The sequence below is a fragment of the Secundilactobacillus yichangensis genome (genome assembly GCF_016861565.1).
GTDB classification, from domain to species: domain Bacteria; phylum Bacillota; class Bacilli; order Lactobacillales; family Lactobacillaceae; genus Secundilactobacillus; species Secundilactobacillus yichangensis.
Map to the genome: position 1 here is coordinate 35,762 of NZ_BOLK01000003.1, position 23,333 is coordinate 59,094.

At 46.5% G+C, this 23,333-nt stretch carries 18 protein-coding genes; 3 read left to right on the forward strand and 15 right to left on the reverse strand.

Annotated features, from left to right (window positions below):
• Positions 1-113 precede the first annotated feature (113 nt).
• The 11 genes from dinB to ykzS form a co-directional block, all read right to left on the reverse strand.
• Positions 114-1,247 (reverse strand): DNA polymerase IV, encoded by a 1,134-nt coding sequence (dinB, locus tag JUE95_RS03415; RefSeq protein ID WP_203649206.1) that lies wholly within the window; start codon positions 1,245-1,247, stop codon positions 114-116.
• 53 nt (positions 1,248-1,300) lie between these two features.
• Entirely contained in the window at positions 1,301-1,690 is a 390-nt protein-coding gene (gene yajC / locus JUE95_RS03420; protein WP_203649207.1) for a preprotein translocase subunit YajC, read from the reverse strand.
• 104 nt (positions 1,691-1,794) lie between these two features.
• A complete protein-coding gene (tgt, locus tag JUE95_RS03425) occupies positions 1,795-2,937 on the reverse strand; it encodes a tRNA guanosine(34) transglycosylase Tgt (protein ID WP_203649208.1) in 1,143 nt (380 codons plus the stop codon).
• Between the two features lie 72 nt (positions 2,938-3,009).
• Positions 3,010-4,044 (reverse strand): tRNA preQ1(34) S-adenosylmethionine ribosyltransferase-isomerase QueA, encoded by a 1,035-nt coding sequence (queA, locus tag JUE95_RS03430; protein ID WP_203649209.1) that lies wholly within the window; start codon positions 4,042-4,044, stop codon positions 3,010-3,012.
• 13 nt (positions 4,045-4,057) lie between these two features.
• Positions 4,058-5,071 (reverse strand): Holliday junction branch migration DNA helicase RuvB, encoded by a 1,014-nt coding sequence (gene ruvB, locus JUE95_RS03435; protein WP_203649210.1) that lies wholly within the window; start codon positions 5,069-5,071, stop codon positions 4,058-4,060.
• A 27-nt stretch (positions 5,072-5,098) separates the two neighbouring features.
• Entirely contained in the window at positions 5,099-5,698 is a 600-nt protein-coding gene (ruvA, locus tag JUE95_RS03440) for a Holliday junction branch migration protein RuvA (protein WP_203649211.1), read from the reverse strand.
• Positions 5,699-5,868: 170 nt separating this feature from the next.
• Positions 5,869-6,888 (reverse strand): lysylphosphatidylglycerol synthase transmembrane domain-containing protein, encoded by a 1,020-nt coding sequence (locus tag JUE95_RS03445; RefSeq protein ID WP_203649212.1) that lies wholly within the window; start codon positions 6,886-6,888, stop codon positions 5,869-5,871.
• 6 nt (positions 6,889-6,894) lie between these two features.
• Positions 6,895-7,914: a glycosyltransferase family 4 protein gene (locus JUE95_RS03450; protein ID WP_203649213.1), complete on the reverse strand. Its 1,020-nt coding sequence runs from the start codon at positions 7,912-7,914 to the stop codon at positions 6,895-6,897.
• 18 nt (positions 7,915-7,932) lie between these two features.
• Positions 7,933-9,114: a glycosyltransferase family 4 protein gene (locus JUE95_RS03455; protein ID WP_203649215.1), complete on the reverse strand. Its 1,182-nt coding sequence runs from the start codon at positions 9,112-9,114 to the stop codon at positions 7,933-7,935.
• A 272-nt stretch (positions 9,115-9,386) separates the two neighbouring features.
• On the reverse strand, positions 9,387-9,653 hold the full coding sequence (locus tag JUE95_RS03460) for a phosphocarrier protein HPr (protein ID WP_203649217.1): 267 nt from the start codon (positions 9,651-9,653) through the stop codon (positions 9,387-9,389).
• 170 nt (positions 9,654-9,823) lie between these two features.
• Positions 9,824-10,015, reverse strand: a complete 192-nt coding sequence (ykzS, locus tag JUE95_RS03465; RefSeq protein ID WP_203649219.1) for a protein YkzS — start codon at positions 10,013-10,015, stop codon at positions 9,824-9,826.
• A gap of 337 nt (positions 10,016-10,352) precedes the next feature.
• Between ykzS and JUE95_RS03470 the strand changes: the two genes are divergently transcribed.
• Positions 10,353-12,605: an ATP-dependent Clp protease ATP-binding subunit gene (locus JUE95_RS03470; protein ID WP_203649221.1), complete on the forward strand. Its 2,253-nt coding sequence runs from the start codon at positions 10,353-10,355 to the stop codon at positions 12,603-12,605.
• A 135-nt stretch (positions 12,606-12,740) separates the two neighbouring features.
• Complete coding sequence (locus tag JUE95_RS03475) at positions 12,741-13,832, forward strand: MucBP domain-containing protein (protein ID WP_203649223.1); 1,092 nt, start codon at positions 12,741-12,743, stop codon at positions 13,830-13,832.
• Between the two features lie 52 nt (positions 13,833-13,884).
• Here JUE95_RS03475 and JUE95_RS03480 read toward each other — a convergent pair whose 3' ends face one another.
• Positions 13,885-16,524: a cation-translocating P-type ATPase gene (locus tag JUE95_RS03480; RefSeq protein WP_203649475.1), complete on the reverse strand. Its 2,640-nt coding sequence runs from the start codon at positions 16,522-16,524 to the stop codon at positions 13,885-13,887.
• A 167-nt stretch (positions 16,525-16,691) separates the two neighbouring features.
• On the reverse strand, positions 16,692-18,113 hold the full coding sequence (locus tag JUE95_RS03485; RefSeq protein WP_203649225.1) for a C69 family dipeptidase: 1,422 nt from the start codon (positions 18,111-18,113) through the stop codon (positions 16,692-16,694).
• A 176-nt stretch (positions 18,114-18,289) separates the two neighbouring features.
• On the opposite strand from JUE95_RS03485, the gene JUE95_RS03490 reads away from it, so the two are divergent.
• Positions 18,290-19,639: an FAD-dependent oxidoreductase gene (locus tag JUE95_RS03490; protein ID WP_203649226.1), complete on the forward strand. Its 1,350-nt coding sequence runs from the start codon at positions 18,290-18,292 to the stop codon at positions 19,637-19,639.
• 70 nt (positions 19,640-19,709) lie between these two features.
• On the opposite strand, the gene JUE95_RS03495 is transcribed toward JUE95_RS03490, so the two are convergent.
• Both JUE95_RS03495 and JUE95_RS03500 read right to left on the reverse strand, forming a co-directional pair.
• Entirely contained in the window at positions 19,710-21,278 is a 1,569-nt protein-coding gene (locus JUE95_RS03495) for a peptide chain release factor 3 (RefSeq protein WP_203649228.1), read from the reverse strand.
• Positions 21,279-21,304: 26 nt separating this feature from the next.
• Positions 21,305-23,329 carry a CDP-glycerol glycerophosphotransferase family protein gene (locus tag JUE95_RS03500; RefSeq protein WP_203649230.1) on the reverse strand — a complete coding sequence of 675 codons (2,025 nt, stop codon included), beginning with the start codon at positions 23,327-23,329 and terminating at the stop codon, positions 21,305-21,307.
• Positions 23,330-23,333 lie beyond the last annotated feature (4 nt).

The window sequence follows — 23,333 nt, forward strand, 5'->3', positions numbered from 1 at the left end:
TGAGGTATCACCTTTCAACTCGCTTAGTCGTTTCTACAGTATAAGTGGTCTTGCCGGTTAAAGCAAGACACCATCGTTTACTATTAAATCATAACGCTAAATCGCAAGTTCTGTTAACCGCCGCGATATTTCTGGCGCTGTTCATGCTCAAACAGATTCAACGCAATGTTTTCAAACGTGATCGGCGCCAGACCGGTTAAGGTAATTCCCAGCAGCCGGACCCCTTCCGGATTATCGGGCAGGGTATTCATAATTTGCTTGGCCGTTTGGGCGTATAGCTGCGGATCGTTATCCAAGAAATCAGGCTGGGTGACGCGTTTAGTCTTCGTTTTAAAATCACCGTAACGCACTTTTAAGACCAGTGTCCGCCCGTGCATCTGCTGTTTTTTGACCGTTTCAGCCAACGCTTTCGCTAGTTTATCCAGCTGGGTATCGACTTCACTGCGGGTGGTCAGGAACGGCCAGTACGTGGTTTCATTACCAATGGATTTACGCTCCCGCTGGTACTCAACCGGTCGGTCATCCGCGCCGCGCACTCGCTGGTACAAAATCTCACCAAAACGGCCAAACTTGTTGATCAAGTCCAGTTCATCCCAGGCAAAGAGATCCCATCCCGTTTGAATTTTTAAATCATGCATTTTAGGAACGGTTTTCTTCCCCACGCCGCGAAACCGTTCAATCGGCAACTGCATCAAAAAATCGTGGGCGTCTTCCGCGTGAATGATGGTAATGCCTACCGGTTTACGGTAATCAGAAGCTTCCTTAGCAAGAAACTTACTGTAAGAAATCCCAATGGAACAGGTTAAATGTGTCTGATTCCAGATTTCTGCCTGCAGGCGAACTGCCAGCTCTACGGGATCTTCAATCTTTAATTTATTAGTGGTGACGTCAAGGTAGGCTTCGTCAAACGCCACCGTTTCAATGATATCGGTGTATTCGTGAAAGATTTGGTGAATCTGATCAGAAATCGCGCGGTAGTGGTGGAAGTTTGGCGTGACAAAGACCGCTTTCGGACACAGCTTTAACGCTTGCTGTGCCGGCATAGCCGAGTGCACGCCATACTTCCGAGCCACGTAGTTTGCGGTAGTGACCACGCCGCGGCCGCCCGTCTGCCGGGGGTCACGTGAAATCACCAGCGGTAACTTTTTAAAAGCTGGGGTATCACGCTGTTCGATGGAGGCGTAAAAGGCATCCATATCAACGTGTAAGATCCGTCGGCTATCGTCGACATGTACTGGATTATCCATAATACCCCCCTTTTTAAATAAAAAAATCCCCCTCAGTAAAAGGGAGATTAAAGCTACTTGTCGGCTTTAGTATCATCTGTCGAGTCATCAGCTGGTTCGTCTGAAGGCGTTGCATCCGTTGCTTCAGTCGTATCAGTCTTTTCATCTTCAGCTGGTTTTGGTGCAGCTGCTGCAGCACTAGTGACTTCACTAGCAGCAGAACGTTGAGTCACTTTTGCAATGGCATTCAGGTCGAAGACCAGGTAAATACCGTCACAGTCAAGTGTCACCGTCTTAGCTTCCATGTTGATCTCATCGATCACACCGTGAAGCCGGCCGATTGTAATAACGTGATCGCCCTTTTTCAGTTGATTCAACGTATCTTGATGCTGTTTTTGCTGTTTACGTTGTGGCCGGATCATTAAGAAGTACATTGCAACGATCATAACCACAATCAACAACATGCTGGAGTAACCCCCAGCGTTGCTTGCTAAAACGTTCAAATTCTTTCACCCACCTTTGTCTACTGTATAATTTAACAAAAATTTGTCAATCAGTCTATCAAATATCAGAAATTTTTCGGATTTGGGTGGTTATAACCGTATTCTTCGAAGAAACTAGCCCGGAAATCCAGTAAATTATCCGCCATGATGGCTTCACGAACTTTTTTCATGAGGTGCAGCAAAAAATATAAATTATGGTAGCTAGTCAGTCGCAAGCCAAAACTTTCATCGGCCTTGAACAAGTGGCGAATGTACGCTCGGGTATAGTTCCGGCAAGTATAGCAATCACACTGATCGTCAATTGGTGAAAAATCACGGGCGTACTTAGCGTTTTTAACCGTCAGCCGGCCGTGACTGGTCATGCAGGTTCCGCGACGGGCAATCCGGGTCGGCAACACGCAGTCAAACATATCGATACCGCGCATCACGCCGTCGATCAAAGAGTCAGGGGACCCCACGCCCATTAAATAGCGGGGCTTGTTGGTAGGCAGCATTGGTGCCGTGAAGTCCAGTACCCGGTTCATTTCAGCCTTTGATTCACCCACGGATAGACCACCAATGGAGTAGCCAGGAAAGTCCATGCTGACTAAATCATGCGCTGATTGTCGACGCAGATCCTCGTAGCCAGCGCCTTGCACGATGCCGAACAAGCCTTGCCAATCAGGGTTAGCGTGAGCTTTTAAGCCTCGCTCAGCCCAGCGGGAAGTCCGCTCAACAGAGTGCTTGATATAGTCATAGCTCTCAAAGAATGGCGGACATTCGTCCAAGCTCATCATGATATCCGGTCCCAGATCATTTTCAATTTGCATTGCTTTTTCCGGCGAAAGAAATAACTTATCCCCGTTTGAAGGATTCCTGAAGTGAACCCCCTCTTCGGTGATGTTACGGTTCTCTGCTAAGGAGAAAACCTGAAAGCCGCCAGAATCAGTCAAGATTGGCTTGTGCCAATTCATGAATTGATGCAGGCCACCGGCTTCCTTGATCAGATCTTCACCCGGCTGCAGCCACAGGTGATAGGTGTTAGCCAAGATGACGCCAGCACCCATTTCATCCAATTCCTCAGGAGCCAGCGACTTAACGGTCGCCTGCGTCCCTACCGGCATAAACATGGGAGTCGGAAAAGTGCCGTGCGGCGTGATCAGCTCACCCAATCGGGCACCGGTATGTTTTTCAGTTTTAATAAGGCGATATTTAATCGCTGGTTCCATTATGATAGTTCCTCCGTATTTAACTAACAACGGCCCCTTGCTGCAATCAGCAAAAGGTCGTTGATCGATCATTTATTTAATAAACATGGCGTCACCGAAACTAAAGAATCGGTAGCGTTCGTCAATGGCATGCTGGTACGCGTTGAGAATGTTGTCACGGCCGGTAAAAGCTGCCACTAACATGACCAGCGTTGATTTCGGCAAATGGAAGTTAGTGATAAAGGCATCAACTACCTGCCATTTGTAGCCCGGTTTAATGAAAATGTCGGTCCAGCCAGAATCGGCTTTGATCTCGCCATTAAACTTTGTCCCGATGGTTTCCAGCGTTCGAATCGAAGTAGTCCCCGTTGCAATGATTCGGCCGCCATTGGCCCGGACCTCGTTTAGCGTTTGGGCTGACTCTTCAGACAGCTGGTAAAATTCTGAGTGCATTTTATGGTCTTCGATATTCTTTTCGTCAACCGGCCGGAAGGTTCCCAGACCCACGTGTAAGGTCAGGTAGACTAACTTAACCCCTTTATCCTGAACTTTTTGCAGTAGCTCCTTCGTCCAATGGAGACCGGCCGTTGGGGCTGCCGCTGAACCGGGTGTTTTTGCATAAACGGTCTGATACCTCTCAGGATCATCCAGCTTTTCTTTAATGTATGGCGGTAACGGCATCTCGCCGAGTTTATCGAGAATTTCCATAAAAATACCATCGTAGTGAAATTCAATCATTCGGCCGCCATGATCTAATTCCTCAGTCACGGTCGCCGTTAACAGACCATCACCGAAACTAAGGGTGGCGCCAACCTTCATTTTCTTAGCTGGCTTCATTAGTGTTTCCCATTCATCACCCTTAGTATTGTGCAAGAGTAAGGTTTCAACGTGGCCGCCAGTCTCCGGCTTAATGCCGTAGATTCTGGCTGGCATCACCCGAGAATTATTCATTACTACGGCATCTCCAGGATTCAAGTAATCCAGGATATCATAAAAATGCTTATCAGCCAGTGCCCCGGTTTTATGGTCTAAAACAAGTAACCGTGAGGCATCACGTTTTTCAATGGGTGTCTGAGCAATGAGTTCGTGCGGTAAATCATAATCGAAGTCTTCAGTTGTTAGTGTCATGATGAAGGTCCTTTCACTTTTTGTCTGGTGAGATGCCAAGGTGTTCATAGGCCAATGAAGTTGCCATTCGGCCACGGGCGGTTCGTTTAATAAAGCCCTTTTGAAGCAGGAATGGTTCGTACATTTCAGCTACCGTATCAGTTTCTTCACCAATGTTAGCCGCTAACGTATTCAACCCTACTGGGCCGCCATTATAAAATTTGATCATTGTTTTCAGTAACTTAATATCCGTCTGGTCCAAGCCTTCGTCATCAACTTGCAGCATTTTTAGCGCCTGCTGAACAATTGAACGGTCAATCGAATCGTGATGTTCCGAAACTTCCGCGAAGTCACGAATTCGCTTAAGCAGGCGATTAGCGATTCGGGGTGTTCCCCGAGAACGGAGCGCAATTTCGTGAGCCCCTTCTTCTTGAATCGGTGAGTTTAAGATCTTCGCGGAGCGCTTAACGATCTGTTCCAATTCATCCGTGTTGTAATAGGCCATGTGACCAACGATACCAAACCGGTCCCGCAGCGGTGCTGAAAGCAGCCCTGCTCGGGTAGTGGCACCGATCAGCGTAAACGGCGGCAGCGGAAAATGAATGGGGTGGGCGGTTGGTCCCTGACCCACCACAATATCAATAAAGAAATCCTCCATTGCGGAATATAGCATTTCTTCCACTACTTTTGGCAGCCGGTGAATTTCGTCGATAAACAGCACGTCGCCGGGTTGCAGTTCATTTAGCAATGCAACCAGGTCACCTGTCTTTTCAATCGCGGGACCGCTGGTGGTTTTAATCCCCACCTGCATTTCACTGGCAATGATCATGGCTAAAGTGGTTTTTCCTAAACCAGGAGGCCCATACAAAAGGACGTGATCCAGCGCTTCTTCACGCTTCTTAGCCGCGCGAATATAAACACTGAGCTCACGTTTTAACCCCGTTTGCCCGATGTAGGTCGATAAACTGCTTGGCCGCAGAGACTGCTCAACAGACGTCTCCGCGTCATCTTGTTTATCGCCGGCAACTATTCGGTTATCTTCAGTCATCTGCTCACCTCCCCCTACTATCTAATTTTACTTGGTTAATAGTTTTAACGCTTCACTTAAATAAGCATCCGTTGTTTGCTCCGGTTCGCTCTGCAAGGCTTTTTCAACTTTTTTAATATCGCGATCCTTATAGCCCAGCGCTGTTAAAGCTGCCAGTGCGTCCGCTAAGGCCGCGCTATCGGTTGAAGCAATCGGCGTACTGGCTGGCTCGAACAAACTGTTGGTTGTAAAATCATCCAGCTTATCCTTCAGATCCAGTACGATCTGCTGTGCCGTCTTTTTGCCGACACCAGGAAATTTGGTTAAGTAACTCACGTCATCTTGGCTAATAGCCTTTACGATGGCTTGCTGATCGCCATTAGCTAGAATGGCTAAGGCACTTTTGGCACCAATTCCAGACACGGCCAGCAACTTTTCAAAGAGCTGTTTTTCCTTTAGTGAACTGAACCCATACAGCGTTTGAGCCGTATCACTGATGGTTTGATGAATATAGATTTTGGTAAGGTCATCACCGACTTCAAACCGGAAGGGATTCGCCACCCGGATCAGGTACCCCACACCATTGACATCAAGCACAATGTAGGCGGGCTGAATATCGACAACTTGACCATTTAAATACTCATACATCTTTTTGATTGCTCCAGTTCTCTAATTTAAGTAAACGTATGTTTGCTTAGGAGATTGTACCATGAATAACAGCTCTCAAGCAAGGTGCCAACGCAGGCAGCTAAACGTCAAAAAATAACCTTATCACCAGTCCTTAACAACTGACGATCAGGTTATTTTCTGAATATCATTTACGCTTTTAATTTAATTTTATCCGGTTTTACTGCTAACGCAATGATCCCGGCCAAAATCCCCAAATAGTACGTCAGCAAACGCCAGAGCAGCATCGCTAAGACCAGTTTGCTGGAATTAGTGATGTAACTGCTGAACAGTACCGTGAAGGCATATTCGGCCCCGCCAGACCCGCCAGGAATTGGGAAAATGGAAATGACCATGACGATCAGCACGTGCAGGCAGGTGATCATAACGATATTAGCGTGGGTGTACCCCAGCGACAGCATAATGAAATACGGCACCAAGTAATAGCACATCAGCTGGACAAAGGTAATCATGATCACTTTCAGCAGCAGTTTCCACTGACCAATCAGCTGAACACTTTCCTGATAGAATAAATCGATCTTGGTATCCAGCTTGACGATCCAATCTGCCACTTTTTCAGCCTTAGTGAACCAGCGAACCGGAATCATCACGATTCGCATGGTCCGTTTGGTAAACTGCGGCCAAAACATCACCAAAAACAAGCCGATGATCACCGCCAAATGAACTACAAAGCCAAATACCACGAATAACGATAAATAGCTCATTTTGCTGACCATATAGTGAAACCCAATGATCAAAGCAATCAAAAAATTGATCACGATCATTGCCTGATACACAATGAACTTCATCAATAGGATCGAACTTGCCCGACCGCCGTCAATACCGCTTTGCAGCATGGCAATCAGCTGCGCGGGCTGCCCGCCGGATGAAAACGGCGTGATCCCGTTAAATAACTGTTCAATCAACGGAATCCGCAAAGCACTTTTATACGAATACTGCCCTAGCCGCTCGTCAACAAAGACCTTAACCACCAGTCCTTCCAAACAGAAGTACGCCAGCATGCAGGCGATTGCCACCAGCAGCCAGTCCTGGTGGATACTCGTAAAGTCGCGAATTAAAATATTGAGCTTAACGTCTCGCAGCGAAAAGCCGAAGATGGAAACACCCAGTAATATGATTAGGAACAATGCAATTTTATTACGTCTCGACATCCTTATTTATCCTCTTTTTGCCTGTTCAGTATAGAATTGCAGCCAGATTTTGGCCAGTCGTTCCTCTGAGTAATAGTCTGCGGCTTGTTTGGCCCTTTCTTGAAGTGCCAGTAACGCGCTGATGTCCGAACTCAAATCAGAAATGATCTGGTCCATTTCGTCCACATCCTTAGCAGCCGCATAATCACCCTTAATAATGGCGTGATATAAATCTAAGTCACGTAGCAAAACTGGTGTATGGGTGCTAAATGCTTCGAGAACGGACATTGGAAATAGCTCGTTATATGATGGCAGCAAAAATAAATCTGCCATGTTGTAGTAGTCAACTAGCTTATCGCGGTCAATGATCCCCGGGAAACTAAGGTTAGCTGGTGGAGCGTCAACCACCCGTTTCAATTTTTCATAACCGTCAGTGATACGGCCGAAAGAAAACCCACCGGTCCAGATAAACTGCATTTCCGGGTGACGCTTGGCTAATTCAATAAAGTCAAAAACACCCTTCCGCACCTGAACCTGTCCCGATCCCAAAACGGTAAACTTATCCGGGTACTGATACTGCTTTCGCAGTGCCCGTTTTTGGCTGTCATCAGCTGGATGAAACGTTTCGGCGCTAACAAAGTTAGGAATGTAAGTCACCTTGTCCTTACTAATACCGTACGCTTCAAGCTTAGGAATAAAGGACGGATTGACTACAACTAACTGGTCCATCCGCTTATAAAATGCAATAACGTAACGATAAAAAACCGCCTTCGCAATCTTGGGCAACTTTAAACTGCCTTCCAGTGTTTCAGGCAAAAAATGGACAAAACCGATTTTACGGCCCCGTCCCGGCATAAACGTGGACAAATAGAACGGAAAGTTAACCGTATGATAATGACTGATGTCGCTGCGACCGTACTTATTGATCTTAAGTGAAATCTGATCTGATCCACGGGTCTGTAATAGCCGAACCAGTTCGGTATAGACACTGCCGACTCCCTGACCCTTGACTGAATCTGCCGCCGAAAACATTGTGATTTTTATCATTCTTGACTCCGTTTCTAATTATTGATTGCCAACATCTGCCGAACTTTCATGGGTCTCTTCATAGTTCAGCTGCGCATCGTGGTAAAAATCAACGATCTTCTCACCAAATGTTTCGCTTGAGACCTGTTTAAGTGTTTGATTCAAAACTGTGTGATCAGTGATTTTATCATGCTTCAAATAGTAAACCATCTTTTCAACCATTTCATCGTGAGTCTTGAAGGTTGCACCCAATTGCGGATCCTCAAGCAGCTCATCCGTATAGGGGCTGCTTTTAACCACAATTTTTTTATCGGCTGCTAAGGCTTCAATGTAGGTCAGCCCCTGTGATTCCGAATCTGACGCGGAAACAAACAGATTAGTGGCATGATAAAATGCTGAGACTTCATTATTATTAATCTCACCAGTAAAGATGACGCGTTCGTCTAATCCCAAGTCATGCGCTTGCTGTTCCAAGTCTTCCTTGGCCGGACCGTCACCGACGATCATTAAATAAGCGGTGGGAATCTGTTCCAAAATCGCTGTGAACCCATCGATGACTTCTTTAATGTTCTTCTCGTAAGCCACCCGGCTCAGCGATAGCATCATGGGTGCGTCTGCAGGAATATGGTACTTCTCACGCACGTTCAGTTCGTTTTCATCCGGTTCATACTGTTCCAGATCAATTCCGGTGGGAATCACCCGAATCGGTGCTTTAACGCCGTAACTGGTCAGTTTATCGATCACCCGTTCACTGGGCGCAACAACGCCATCTAAGTGACTGCAAAAGGCCAGCGTCATCTGTTTGACGTGCACCGGCTTCAAAATTTTGCCGTTAGCCACGTAGTGCAAGTAATCTTCATACATGGTGTGATAGGTATGAATGCAGGGAATTTTCATGGCCCGGGCCACAAACTTGCCGATCAATCCCATGGAAAACTCAGTCTGAGTATGAACGATGTCTAGATTTAATTCCTTAGCTAACTGATAGGCATGCAAAAGACCCCGAAAGGCAATTCGCCGATCAGTGAATGAAACGAATGGCACACTTGGAAAACGGAAAATATTCCGTTCATAAACATCCTTTTCGACGTGCGGATCAGTCGTGGTAAAAATGTACACCTGGTGGCCCTGTTTTTCCAACTCATGACGCAGTGTTTTAATTGAAGTTGCCACACCGCTCACTTGAGGGAAGTATGTGTCAGTAAATAACCCAATGTTCACGACAATCCCCCCATCTCATTAATTCCGTCTTCTTATTGGTAATAATTATATTGGTTAGCGCTGCTTAATGCAAGAATAGAAAGTGCCCTCTAGCTAGCAACGCTGCGCCAGCATTTACTAGTAATTCAACCAATTAACAATAGCTTAATAGGCAAAGCGGTTCAAGCCCCTTTGCTCTTTCTTAAAATTAAACTAAAAAACGGTTCACTAGAATTAAAGTTATTTCTAGTGAACCGTTTCATAAACCATTATTTATATAATTGCAGACTTAATTAGTGAGTAAGGCCTTCAGCCTTCATCGTCTTAGCGACTTCTTCCATGGCTTCAGTCTCGTCGTCGCCATCAGCAGAGATAGTAACGTCAGTGTTTTGACCAACACCTAATGACATCACACCCATGATTGACTTCAAGTTAATCGACTTGCCATCGTACTCCAAGTTAATGTCTGAGTTAAACTTGCTGGCAGCTTGTACTAACAATGTTGCAGGACGAGCATGAATACCAGCTTCTGCAGTAATCCGAAAGTTGCGTTTTTCCATAATATATCAATCTCCTTTATCAGCTAAAAACAAATTGGGTTACTTTTCATTAGTTTCATAATTACAGCCTTTATGAAATAAATAGAAAAACACCTTTAGTCTTAGAATATCAATTTATCCACCAAAATACAAGCAGTAGCGGAAAATAATCAACCGCTTACATCGTTTATTTACTGTGTTTGGTCATGATCATAATGATAAATGATCTTACCATTCTTCTCAGCTTTGCCCACAACCCGCTTACGGGACTCAAATTGCATGTAGGCTGTTTGAAACGCCATGAAATCAGCCGGCTCCACCGTAAACTCATCTAACTCACCTGATTTAAGCTGTGCCATTAATTTGGCATAATCTTCAGCCAATCAATTCACCTCCGAAGCACCGAAATTTCTGATTCAACATATTCTACCATAACTTAAGAATCAAATTAAGCTGCTCCGCAAACAATGGTAAATTTCAACGTTGAGGCAACGAAAAGGCTGATTATTCAGTCAAACTGCTTGCAAGATTTCCCAAAATGAAGTAAAACATAACTTGAGTTAGCACTCGAGTGGTCGCCGTGCTAATTTTACTCTTAAAGTGCGAGCAAATAACTTGCGAAAACACTTTAATATTGTATAATGGTTTTAAAGGTCAAGATTGGTCAAACATTTGATCAGTGATTGGCTTGACTACTTTAAATAAGAGAGGAGTCAAGATATGCTGTGTCAGAATTGTCATCAACGTGAAGCGACGATTCATTTGTACCTGAACATGAATGGTCAACGACAGCAAGTTGATCTTTGTCAAAATTGCTATCAACTACTAAAAAACCAGCAGAATAACTCTAATCCTGGAAATGGAGGTGCACAAATGGCACAAGATCCATTTGGCTTTGGTAACCTGGATGACATCTTTCGCGCGATGCAAGGCGGAAATCCTAACGGCAATCCCCAAGGCTATCAACAGCAAGTTCCACCTACCCAGCCAAGCGGTCCCCGTAATGGCGGCGGCCAAAATGGCAATGGTAACGGTGGCCTGTTAGGTCAATACGGTATCGATCTTACTGAACTTGCTAGTCAAGGTAAGATTGACCCAGTGATTGGCCGTGATCGTGAAATTTCTAGAGTCATCGAAATTTTGAACCGACGGACTAAGAACAACCCCGTTTTAATCGGTGAAGCCGGTGTTGGTAAAACGGCGGTTGTAGAAGGCCTGGCGCTTAAGATTGTCGCTGGCGATGTTCCACAGAAATTAATGAACAAAAAGATTATTCGATTCGATGTGGTTTCTCTTGTTCAAGGAACTGGTATCCGTGGTCAATTCGAACAGCGGATGCAGCAACTGATGAAGGAAGTTACTGATAATCCTAACATCATCTTGTTCATTGATGAGATCCACGAAATAGTCGGCGCTGGTAACGCTGAAGGCGGGATGGATGCCGGTAACGTTTTGAAACCAGCACTAGCCCGTGGCGAGTTCCAGTTAGTCGGTGCAACGACTTTAAATGAATACCGTGATATTGAAAAGGATCAAGCACTGGCTCGTCGTTTACAGCCCGTCACCGTGAACGAACCATCCCCTGAGGAAGCTGTCAAGATTTTGAAGGGGATCCAAAAGAAGTATGAGGACTATCACCACGTTCACTATACGGATGAAGCCCTAGAAGCAGCCGTAAAACTGTCTGACCGTTATATTCAAGATCGCTTCTTGCCCGATAAGGCCATTGACCTTCTTGATGAGGCCGGCTCTAAAAAGAACTTGACCATCAACGTGGTTGACCCAAAGACCATCGATGATAAAATCAAATCTGCTGAAGATCAAAAGCAAGCCGCTTTGAAACAGGAAGACTACGAAAAGGCAGCTTACTACCGTGATCAAGTCACTAAACTTGAAGATGCCAAGAAGTCTCAAACTGGCGCACCCTCTTCCGACGATCAACCACAGGTAACTGAAGAAGACATGCAAAAGATCGTTGAAGAAAAGACTAGTATTCCTGTCGGTGAACTTCAAAACAAGGAACAGCAGCAATTACGTGACTTAAGTGATTCACTAAAAGCTCACGTGATTGGTCAAGACGATGCCGTTGATAAAGTCTCCCGTGCCATCCGTCGTAACCGGATTGGACTTAACGGTACCGGCCGGCCAATTGGTTCATTCTTATTCGTTGGTCCAACCGGTGTTGGAAAGACTGAACTGGCTAAGCAATTAGCCCGTGAACTGTTTGGTTCAACGGAGGCCATGATTCGGTTTGACATGTCCGAGTACATGGAGCCGCATTCAGTGGCTAAGCTGATTGGTTCGCCTCCTGGCTATGTTGGTTACGAAGAAGCCGGTCAATTAACCGAGCAAGTTCGTCGCCACCCATACAGCTTGATTCTTTTAGACGAAGTTGAAAAAGCCCACCCGGACGTCATGCATATGTTCCTGCAGATTCTGGATGATGGCCGTTTAACTGATTCACAGGGTCGGACCGTTTCCTTCAAGGATACGATCATCATCATGACTTCTAACGCTGGTACTGGTGATGCTGAAGCCAGTGTTGGTTTCGGTGCTGAAGTTTCCGGTAAAACCCATTCAGTTCTTGATCAATTAACCAATTACTTCAAGCCTGAATTCTTAAACCGGTTTGACGACATTATCGAATTCAACTCCCTCACCAAGGACAACTTGATGAAGATCGTTGATTTGATGATCGATGATGTGAACGTTATGCTTGCTAACCAAGGCCTGCACATTCACGTTACCGAACCAGTTGAAGCGAAACTTGTGGAATTGGGCTACGACCCAGCCATGGGTGCTCGGCCGCTGCGTCGTGTGATCCAAGAACAAATTGAAGACCGCATTGCGGACTTCTACTTGGAACACAGCAACATGAAGAACTTAGTTGCTAAAATTGAAAATGGTGAAATTACGCTTGCTGAAGAAACGCCAGCTGCACCTGCAGCCAACGATAAAAAAGCTAAGAAGTAATACGCACATTTTAAAAAAGGCGGAACATCATTTATGTCCCGCTTTTTTGTGTTTCCAAGATCTTGACGAAACCTTTTCGGCACCTATCAAGTTGGGGTATACTAGAAGTAACGATATATTGAGGGGGAAATTCGGATGGCTTTTTTTGATCGGCTACTAAAACTAATGACGATAAATCGACCAAGAACCCCCTCTCATCATAGAAAAACGGTGGTACCTGAAAACTCCACTTTAACTGCCGGACACACACCTGCAAAACCGGTTCAGCCAATAACGGATCAATCCGCAGATGACCCGAAACCGCAAAATAGCCCGGTTGAACAGCCGACCGAAAAGCCGGTTGAAACCCAGCCTGAATCGGCGGTCATGCTGGTTCTTTATCTGGATGAACAAAATCATTCACTCACCAAACCGCAGTGGCTGATTGGCCGCTTAGGCGAAAAGATCCACTTTACTCCTCGCCACATTGACAACTATCTGCTGTTTCACATCATTGGCTTTACAACCCTATTTGCTAGCCCCTACCGCATTATGACGCTGCAGTATACTAAGAAGTTAGGGCATCCCGTGATCATGTATGCTATTGATTACGATACTCGTGAAATGGTGGCTTCACCGGTAATTCAAACCGGCGCGGTTAATCAGCCGTTTGCATTTAGTCGAACGGTTGTTGACGGCTTTCATTTGATTAAAGCTAGCCGGCCGCTAACGGGGCATTTCACCGAAAAAGCACAAACCATTGTGGTGATGCTGCGCCGTGACAGCTGGACAGCCGTTCAGCGGATCAACATCTTCGTTCAACTGCTTGATAGTACCCAAATTCTCGACCAGCCAGACGGGCAGGCCTACAGTTATGAATTTCCCAAGAATTCAGTTTGGCGGGCTTTTGTTCGGGTCAATACACAAAACGGCGAAACTTGGTTTAACCTTGGCGGCCCGCAGTGGATCAACGGTAAAGACGTCACCCAGACTGACAAGCCGGCCCATCAGCAAATTGGCCAGCAAAGGGCCGTGGCTTTCAAACCAATCAAGCAGTCTGCAGTTATTGATTTTGTTAGCAATCACTCATTGCATACGTACGATCAGCCTAACGGACAAGCCGTGAAACTGATTGCCGATGGTACTCAAGTTCAACTCACCGGCGAATGCACCGATGATAACCAGCTTAAGTGGTACCGGATGGCTGACGGTAACGTCATTTTAGCCCAGTACGTTAAATTAAATTAACTCAAAATAAAGCATCCCGACACTCAGAATTGAGCGTTGGAATGCTTTTTTACTATTCTTCATCCAAAACCATTGGCTGTCTATAACGAAGCGTTTTAAGCCGTTTGTTGATTTCAAGTACGCAGCTCGGGATGAAGATGGCAATCAAGATCACTAACCAGTTAGTTGCGGATAGCGCGGTTAACTGAAAGGCATCGCGCAGCCCCGGGATAACCGCGGTACTGGCAACGAACCCGGCAGCTAACAGCACACCAGCATTTAAGGCAGGATTGCTGACAATACCGTGCCATGACAATGGCGAACGCTGCTTGATCGGATAGATATCGATCATCGAGCCCAGTGCCAGCGTGAAGAACAGCATGGTCATGCCAATTGCCGGATCGTTATTAGATAATCCGAAACGGCCAAGACTATAGATTCCTAACGTCAAAAGGATAAACGTGGTGGTTCGAACGGTTACTCGCTGCCCCAATCCATCCGCGAAAATGCTGGTGTTTCTGCTGATTGGCGGCCGTTTCATGTTCTGCGGTTCGGCTGGTTCCCGGCTTAGGTAGAATCCGGGAATCCCATCCGCCAGCACGTTGATCAGCAGCAGCTGTTCGGCAATTAACGGTGCACCCCAGCCAATGCCAACCGCGAAAATCATCAGGAAGATTTGGGCAAAGTTAACCCCGATCAGAAATTCCACGGCCTTCAAAATATTTTGGTAAACGGCCCGTCCGGTTGACACCGCGGCCACAATGGTTTCAAAGTTATCGTCGGTGAGGATCATGTCACTGGCATTCTTAGAAACTTCCGTCCCCGTAATACCCATAGCTACCCCGACATCGGCGGCCTTCAAAGCGGGCGCATCGTTGACCCCATCACCGGTCATGGCCACCGTAGCACCCTGTTGCTGCCAAGCATTAACGATCCGAATTTTATCTTCCGGTGAAACTCGGGCATAAACGCTGATGTTTTCAATCTGGGCAGCTAGTTCGTCGTCAGTAAGCTGCCGTAAGTTTGCACCCGTTACAACCTGGTCACCAGGGCGTAAAATTCCGATTTGCTTTGCAATGGCTTTAGCGGTCTCCAAGTGGTCACCCGTAATCATCACGGTTCGAATTCCCGCCTGTGCTGCTTGAGCAACCGCCGCAATTGCCGTTTCCCGTGGCGGATCGATCATGCCAATCAGTCCGGCAAACGTTAAATCGTGCTGCAATTCCTCGATTGGTGCTTCCGGCATGGCGTCAAAGTATTTGTATCCAACGGCCAATACCCGCAGTGCATCGTGGGCAAACTGGTCGTGAATTTGCTTGGTTTTCGCTATCTCACTAGCCGACTGTTTGACTGGTAAATGATCAATAGCACCCTTCACGATGAGCAGTGCCCGACCATCCGGTAGTTGATGCAAGGTTGCCATGGTTTTCTTAGTGGAGTTAAACGGATCTTCAGCCACTCGAGGGGCCTGCTTCTCGAAGCCCGCCCGATTCAGCCCGTCGGCAGCCAGCCAGCGGACAATGGCTAATTCGGTAGAATCGCCGATTTCCACCCATTCTCCATTCACCTGTTCACGGGTGGCATTAGTCGCCAGTCCCATTAATTCCATTAGTGTTTTGGTCTGATCTTCCAGCGGGCCGTTGCCCACTACCGTTGGTTCCGAATCAAAAACGGACCATACTTGGGTGACCGTCATCTGATTTTGTGTCAGCGTCCCAGTTTTATCAGAAGCAATCACGTTGACTCCGCCGATGGTCTCCACGGCATCCACCCGGCGCATGATGGCGTGCTGTTTCGCCATGACCCCTACGCCGTGAGAGAGGCTGATAGTCACAATGATCGGTAACGTTTCCGGCACCGCCGCTACGGCTAGTGACACCCCGATCATCAACGCATCCGTTAGTGTATCACCTTGGAAAAAGAGCCCTAAAATCGTGATAATAATACCACCGACTACCGCCACGGCAGTTAGCCGGCTTGAGAGCTGGTTCAGCCGCTTCTGCAGCGGTGTGGTGCGGGCCTTAGTACGGTTCAGCATACCGGCAATGCTGCCGATTTCAGTGTTCATTCCAATGGCAGTCACTACCATTTGACCGGTTCCCTGAGTCACGCCGGTACCGGAGAAAACTTCGTTGACCCGGTCGCCAATTTCAGCTGCTTGATCCGCTGGTTCGGCCGTTTTCTTAACCGGTTCGCTTTCACCCGTGAGAACCGCTTCATCGATGCGTAAATCAGTGGCGGTAATTAACCGCCCATCAGCTGGAATCTGGTTACCGCCTGACAGCAATACTACGTCCCCTACCACCAGGTCAGCAGCATCAATCACTTGTGACTGATCCTCTCGCATGACAGTCACTTCATGGACGTTCATTTTCTTTAAGGCAGCCAGCGATTTTTCGGCACTGTGTTCCTGATACATCCCGATCATCACGTTGATCACCAAAATACTGCCAATCACGATCGTCTTCGTCCAGCCGCCATCCGCAGCAATTGCCAGGTACGTCGACAGCGCCACTGCAAATAACAGGACTAATGACGCCACGTCGGAAAGATGCCGCCAAATTTTTTGAAAAAGGGTCGGCGGCTTTTCTTCTTGTAACACGTTTCGGCCATCTGCTTGTCGCTGGGTTACCTGGAAATCCATGAGGCCACTGGTTAAATTTGTTTTTAGAGCCGCTTCGAGCTGCTCGCGGTTCCGTTCTGCATTTGTCATGGTCATAGTCAGCAGTCCTTTCTGTGGGCGCTAGCCAGTTTGCTTCTATCTACAGTTTATCGAAAGGGCTTCAGAGATACCATGAATTAATTATGATTAGTATTAGAATTTTTTATGAGTTCAAAAAAGCCGCCTCCCTATTGAATTAGGAAGCAGCAATTTTTGAGTTATAAATTAACATCCATATTGAAGGTTAATTTTGAGAGCTCTAAACCGTGTTCAAATAAGTCATTCATCAGTTTAGTAGTTCTCGATTTCATTTCCGAAACAATCAGGTAATTTTGCTGAGTCAAATAAGTCGTCAATTCTTCACCGGATAGTTTGGCCGCGACTTCATCAGTGTTAGCCAAATGGTGCGTGAATAATTCCTGGCAGGCGGTCAAATAGTCCCGGTCATCCTGCACAAATTCAGCATACCGTGACTCAACCAGAACGGATAACTTCCGGTACATCCAGTAAGCACTCTCCTCATCGGCGTGAACTGGCGTGTTGACGTACGACGGATCCGTGTCATTGGCATTGGCAAAGAACGGCACGAACGGGCTGAATGCTGGCACGCCGAAGCAGAGCCACATTACTGCTGACTGTGCTTCCGGCACGTTGTTTCTCAGCTGCAGTACGTGTGAATTCTGGGTCCGGTTCATGGCGATCGGCCGAAACTTAGTCTTTAATTCTGCCGGGCCATTGCCTAACGGATCATAATCAGTTTCGTTGTAGTGGGAACCAAGAATAAAACTAATATCGGCCACGCTGATTTTCCGGTTGGCATGGCAAATAAATGGCAGTTCTGAAGATGTCGGCGACTGCTTACCTTCCGGCATCAGATAGCGCTGACCGTACCAAACTCGCGGTGTGTTGTAGTGACGGTCCTTTTCAGTACTAGTCCCAAAAATATGGCGGAAGTTCCAGCCAGATTGGTCAGGATTCAAATGGTGTTCAGACACAAAGGCTTGAATCCCATCAGAATACATAAAATTATCCGGGTCATCAAAATCAACTGTCCGAATGGCAACTTGATTAGCGGTGATCACAAAGGCATCATCAGGAACCCGCTGAGCCACCCAGTGATGGCCGGTAACGATTTCCATGTACCAAGCTTCATCCTTATCGGCAAACAGAACACCGTTGCCTTCAGGTGAACCGTACTTTTTAATGAGTTCACCCAAGACCTGCACACCGTTGCGGGCGCTAGTGATCACGGGTAATACCATCGTCTGCATGGTATCTTCAGCCATACCATCCTCAACTAACGGATCAAACGCCAACGCATTAGGGTTGCCATAGACACTTTCAGTAGCGCTCATAGCAACGTTATGGGCGTTAATACCGCTCTCTTCATATAGACCGACTTTGTCGACTTCCACGTTTGGTGTTGCCTGATACCTAACGGCGTTTTTGGGCAGCGGTGCTTCAAACCCGTTTTGAGTCGACTGTAAAATTTTCCCTTCAGTTTCTGCTGGCTGATGCATGTAAAAACGCTGCGGTGTTAGCGGCAAAAAAGTATCGTCATTTCGGGCGATCATCACTGAGCCATCGATGGAGGCGTTCTTACCGACTAATACTGAGGTACATGCTGATAAATGCTTCATTTGATTTCTCCTTTAAATTTTGTCTGCTAATAGTATATCGCATTTTATTTGGTAAGAAACAATGAAACCGATTTCTTTTTCTATTGTGAAGATATTGACAATCAATTTAATTAGTGTAAAATACAATTGTGAGCAATCATGTTTAATTAAATGTTTTAACATAGGAGGACATTTTTATGAAAGTTGCAGTGATTGGCTGTACCCACGCCGGTACGTTTGCTACTAAAGAGATTTTAGCGGAGAACCCAGACGCTGAAGTAACCGTTTACGAAAAGAACGATGTGATCTCATTTCTCTCGTGCGGGATTGCACTATACTTAGGCGGTCAAGTAAAGGATCCTCAAGGACTCTTCTACTCTAACCCAGACGAACTGTCAAAACTCGGAGCAACAGTTTTGATGAAACATAACGTTCAAGCAATCGATAACCAGGCGCACACTATTACGGTGGAAGACCTGGAAACCCATGAAGTAACAACCAGTAGTTATGACAAATTAGTGATGACTTCTGGTTCATGGCCGGTAATCCCACCAATTCCGGGCATCAACAGCGACAAAGTGCTGCTGTGCAAGAACTGGGCGCACGCTCAAGAACTCTTCCACCGGGCAGCTGACGCCAAACGAATCGCCGTTATCGGTGCCGGCTACATTGGTGCCGAACTAGCCGAAGCTTACTCACTGAAAGGCCATGACGTCACCTTGATCGACGCTCAGGATCGGGTCATGCCAAAGTACTTTGACAGTGCCTTTACGGATAAAATTGAAGACGAATACCGCGCTCATAACGTACAATTGGCACTGAATCAAAAAGTGCAGGGCTTTGACACAACTGCTGATGGCGTCACGATCACTACCGATAAAGAAGCCATCGACGTTGATTTAGCCGTGCTGTGCATTGGCTTCCGTCCTAACACCGACCTCTTAGCCGGTAAAGTTGAAATGGCCAAGAACGGCGCCATCATTACTAACGATTACATGCAAACCAGTGACCCCGATATCTTTGCGGCCGGCGACAGTGCTGCCGTTCACTACAATCCAACGGGTAAAAATGCCTATATTCCGCTGGCGACCAACGCAGTCCGTCAAGGAATCTTAGTGGGTAAGAACATCGTGAATCCTACGGTGAAGTACATGGGGACACAGTCATCATCTGGCTTAGCCCTGTACGGTATCTCACTGTGCTCAACTGGGTTAACCTACGAGGCAGCCAAGGGACAAGGCATTAACGCTGAACAGGTGATCATCACGGATAACTACCGTCCTGAATTCATGCCAACTACACTGCCCGTTACCATGTCTTTGGTCTTCAATCCCGACACCCGGGAAATCTTGGGTGGTGCCTTGATGAGCAAATACGATATTTCACAGTCCGCAAACTTATTATCGGTTTGCATCCAAAACCACAACACCATTGACGATCTCGCCATGGTGGACATGCTATTCCAGCCAAACTTCGACCGGCCGTTCAACTATTTGAATATTCTGGGACAAGCTGCACAGGAAAAGCTAGCTAAAGTTCACGCTTAATAAGTACTAAACAACTCATACGACAAAAAACCTGATTATCAGTCAATGGCTGATAGTCAGGTTTTATTTTTTATAATTTTGAAGTTAATTTGACATCAGGATACTTATCCGCAAACCAACGCTCTGCAAACTGGTTTTCAAACAGGAACAGCGGCTCGCCAGCTAAATCCTTAACCAGCAAGTTACGGCTGGATGACATCCGTTCGTCCAGCTGTTCTGGATCGATCCAACGGGCAATCTTATGCCCCATTGGCTCCATCACAACATCGGAATTATATTCGTTCTTCATTCGGAACTGGAAGACTTCAAATTGCAGCTGTCCAACCGCACCCAAGATATAATCACCAGTGGTATACGAGGTATAAAGCTGAATGGCACCTTCTTGAACTAGTTGCTGAATTCCCTTATGGAATGATTTTTGCTTCATCACGTTCTTAGCCGTGACCCGTACAAACAGTTCAGGAGTAAATTGCGGCAGCTTTTCAAATTGCAGCTTCTGTTTACCAGTATAAATGGTATCCCCGATTTGGTAGTTACCCGTATCGTAAAGGCCGATAATATCCCCGGCCACCGCGGTTTCCACCTTTTCACGGGTATCCGCCATGAATTCAGTCACATTGGAAAGGCGCATGGTTTTACCCGTCCGTCCCAACGTGACATCCATGCCACGTTGGAACAGGCCGGAACAAACTCGCACGAAGGCGATCCGGTCACGGTGCTTAGGGTCCATGTTGGCTTGAATCTTGAAGACGAAGCCAGAGAATTCTTTATCCGTTGGTTCCACGTCATCGCCCTCTTCAGTCCGATGGGCTGCCGGTTGCGGTGCGAACTTCAAATAAGTCTCCAGGAAGGTTTTGACCCCAAAATTAGCCAAGGCTGAACCGAAGAACACCGGCGTTTGATCGCCGCTGGCAATCTTGGCTTCATCAAACTGGTTACCAGCATCTTCAATCAGTTCCATGTTCTCCCTTGCATCTTCGTACCAGGAGTTGGTTTTCAGTGGTTCAGAGTCATCAATATCGCCGTTTTCGTCCAGTGGCAGATATGTCGTGCCGTCATCTTTCGGGTGGAATAGCGCCACCCGGTTGTCATAACGGTCATAGAGGCCCTTTAATTCCTTCCCCATACCGATAGGCCAGTTCATTGGATAACCTTCGATACCAAGAACGTCTTCAAGTTCAGAGATCAGATCCATGGGGTCGCGGGAATCCCGGTCCAACTTGTTCATGAAGGTGAAGATCGGAATGCCACGCATCTTACAAATTTTAAACAGTTTTTTAGTTTGCGGTTCGATCCCCTTTGCAGAATCGATCACCATGACAGCGGAGTCAACCGCCATCAAAGTCCGGTAAGTATCTTCAGAAAAGTCTTCGTGTCCGGGGGTGTCCAAAATATTGATCCGTTTGCCCTCATAGTCAAACTGCATCACTGAACTGGTAACGGAGATCCCACGTTTTTGTTCGATCTCCATCCAGTCGGATTTGGCGAAATTACCGCTCTTCTTAGCTTTAACCGTCCCGGCTTGACGCACAACGCCACCAAACAGCAGCAGCTGTTCAGTAATGGTCGTTTTACCCGCATCAGGGTGAGAGATGATAGCAAACGTGCGTCGATTTGCCACGTCTTGTGATAATGTCATAGTACTATTCCTTTCCAGAATTGACATTAACCGTTCTTTTCAATCTGATGAACCACGTAGTTGACCACTTTAAGTGAACTAAGGCCGTCATCGATGGAGCAGAAGCGATTATAGAATTTCATAAACTTTGTGTCGTCACTCATATCAGGGTGTTTGAGGCAATCGGAAATACCGGCCAGCAGCTGGCTTTCGTTATGCGCAATTTGTCCTGGAAGGTCCTTTTCATAATCAAGGTAGAAGCCACGCAACTCATCTTTATACAAATGATAATCATATGGATAGAAGAGAATTGGCCGCTTCAGGTAAGCGTAATCGAAGAAGACGGACGAGTAGTCGGTGATCAGCATGTCTGAAACCAGATACAGGTCAGAAATATTAGGGTGGCTAGAGAAATCGTAAACGAAATCGGTATAGTCGCTAATATCCATAGCGTTGGCAATCAGATAATGCATCCGTAAAATCAGCACGGTATCCGAACCAAACTGCTTTCTGAAATCATCCAGACTAAACGGCAGTTCAAAGGTGTACTTCCCCTTTTCGGCAAATTGATTATCACGGTAGGTTGGCGCGTACAGGACCACTTTTTTATCCAGTGGAATCCCCATTTGCTCCTTCAGTGCCCTAATGTCGTCAGGATCCGTATTGATCAATTCGTCATTTCGTGGGTAACCGACCTTTAAGATCTGGTTATTAAACCCAAAGGCTGAACGGAAGATCTGTGTGGAGTAATCGTTGGGCGAAATCAAAGCGTCCCAGCGGTTAGCTTCCTTCACGAAATTATCGTGATACTTGGTGGTCGTGGTACCAGGCATCGCAACGTTTTCGATGTCCAAGCCTAACTTCTTCAGCGGCGTGCCGTGCCAAGTTTGGATGTAAGTCACGTAAGACGGCTTCTTGACCCAAGCTGGGAACCGGGCGTTACTGATCCAGTAGGAACTCTTCTCCAATGTCCGCACCCACTTGGATGTCCGCCGAACCACAAACGGAATCTGATTTTGCTTACAGAACTTCTTCAATGACCGGTCAATTGACCAGACAAAGGTAAAGCCTGGATACAGTTCATTGAATAAGCGGTAAATGGCGTACGGGCTATCACTGACCTGCCGGCCGCCAAAGCTTTCAAACACGATGGTTGGCTGTTCGTATGGCCGGTGACCAGATTTGAATAACCAGCGCATTCTTTGCAGGTTAAGCTTGTCCTGAATCGTGCGGCCAAGGTCTGCCACTGCCTGGAACTTTTGCGGTAACGCGGCGACTTTTTCGCCCAAAGACGGTGCTGGGAATTCCTTGATAACGATACCGTTATTGATATTTTTTTCAATTAATACCATCCGGCCGCCAGGTAAAATTGCCTGCGTCATCTGACCTTCCAGTGAGCGGGTCAAAATGATCCGCTGCTCGATTTCTTGGGTGCCCACCGTATACTCAACGAAGAGGTCTTCAATTGAATCAGTTGGCAGATCGCTCAGTGGAATATTAGCAGTGAACAGTGTCTTAAGCGTCCCTGCGGAAGTCGGATAAGCTAATTTACCGCCAGATTCACGGGTTTTTAAAATAATTTTCTGATTCTTAATGGCCTGCCCGTTGATCCGGTTATAGCCGGTAATGCTTAATTGGTCTTCCGTTAAGTTAACGGAGTTAATGGTAAATTCATCTTCAGGCTGCTGGGTGTGGATATTAAAGACAGCCATCCCCTCAGCATCCGAGTTAACTTGATAGTAACTGGTCAAAGATAACTGGTGACGGTCACTCAAATATTCGGATTCAACCTGTAAAATGACCTGTTCGTCCGCCGTATTAAAGGCTAAGAATAATTGCCAGGCAAACTCGCTTTGACCAAAGGCCTCAAACTGCAGCTGATCAGGATCAATTTGAATCCGAATCAGGTTATTATCAACGATCCGCCGAACTGGCACGGTCACTGACGCTAAACTGCTCGTTTCCAAAAACATCACTCTTAAATTATCAAAAGAGCCGGGAACGTCAATTAATTCAAATTCTAATTCTTGCTTTTTCTTTTTTTGGTGTAAACCAGATAATATTGCACGCACGAGT

Coding starts and splice junctions, on each gene's coding strand:
- dinB (WP_203649206.1), bottom strand. CDS start 1,247: ATGGATAATCCAGTACATGTCGACGATAGCCGACGGATCTTACACGTT.
- yajC (WP_203649207.1), bottom strand. CDS start 1,690: ATGTTGTTGATTGTGGTTATGATCGTTGCAATGTACTTCTTAATGATC.
- tgt (WP_203649208.1), bottom strand. CDS start 2,937: ATGGAACCAGCGATTAAATATCGCCTTATTAAAACTGAAAAACATACC.
- queA (WP_203649209.1), bottom strand. CDS start 4,044: ATGACACTAACAACTGAAGACTTCGATTATGATTTACCGCACGAACTC.
- ruvB (WP_203649210.1), bottom strand. CDS start 5,071: ATGACTGAAGATAACCGAATAGTTGCCGGCGATAAACAAGATGACGCG.
- ruvA (WP_203649211.1), bottom strand. CDS start 5,698: ATGTATGAGTATTTAAATGGTCAAGTTGTCGATATTCAGCCCGCCTAC.
- JUE95_RS03445 (WP_203649212.1), bottom strand. CDS start 6,888: ATGTCGAGACGTAATAAAATTGCATTGTTCCTAATCATATTACTGGGT.
- JUE95_RS03450 (WP_203649213.1), bottom strand. CDS start 7,914: ATGATAAAAATCACAATGTTTTCGGCGGCAGATTCAGTCAAGGGTCAG.
- JUE95_RS03460 (WP_203649217.1), bottom strand. CDS start 9,653: ATGGAAAAACGCAACTTTCGGATTACTGCAGAAGCTGGTATTCATGCT.
- JUE95_RS03470 (WP_203649221.1), top strand. CDS start 10,353: ATGCTGTGTCAGAATTGTCATCAACGTGAAGCGACGATTCATTTGTAC.
- JUE95_RS03475 (WP_203649223.1), top strand. CDS start 12,741: ATGGCTTTTTTTGATCGGCTACTAAAACTAATGACGATAAATCGACCA.
- JUE95_RS03480 (WP_203649475.1), bottom strand. CDS start 16,524: ATGACAAATGCAGAACGGAACCGCGAGCAGCTCGAAGCGGCTCTAAAA.
- JUE95_RS03485 (WP_203649225.1), bottom strand. CDS start 18,113: ATGAAGCATTTATCAGCATGTACCTCAGTATTAGTCGGTAAGAACGCC.
- JUE95_RS03490 (WP_203649226.1), top strand. CDS start 18,290: ATGAAAGTTGCAGTGATTGGCTGTACCCACGCCGGTACGTTTGCTACT.
- JUE95_RS03495 (WP_203649228.1), bottom strand. CDS start 21,278: ATGACATTATCACAAGACGTGGCAAATCGACGCACGTTTGCTATCATC.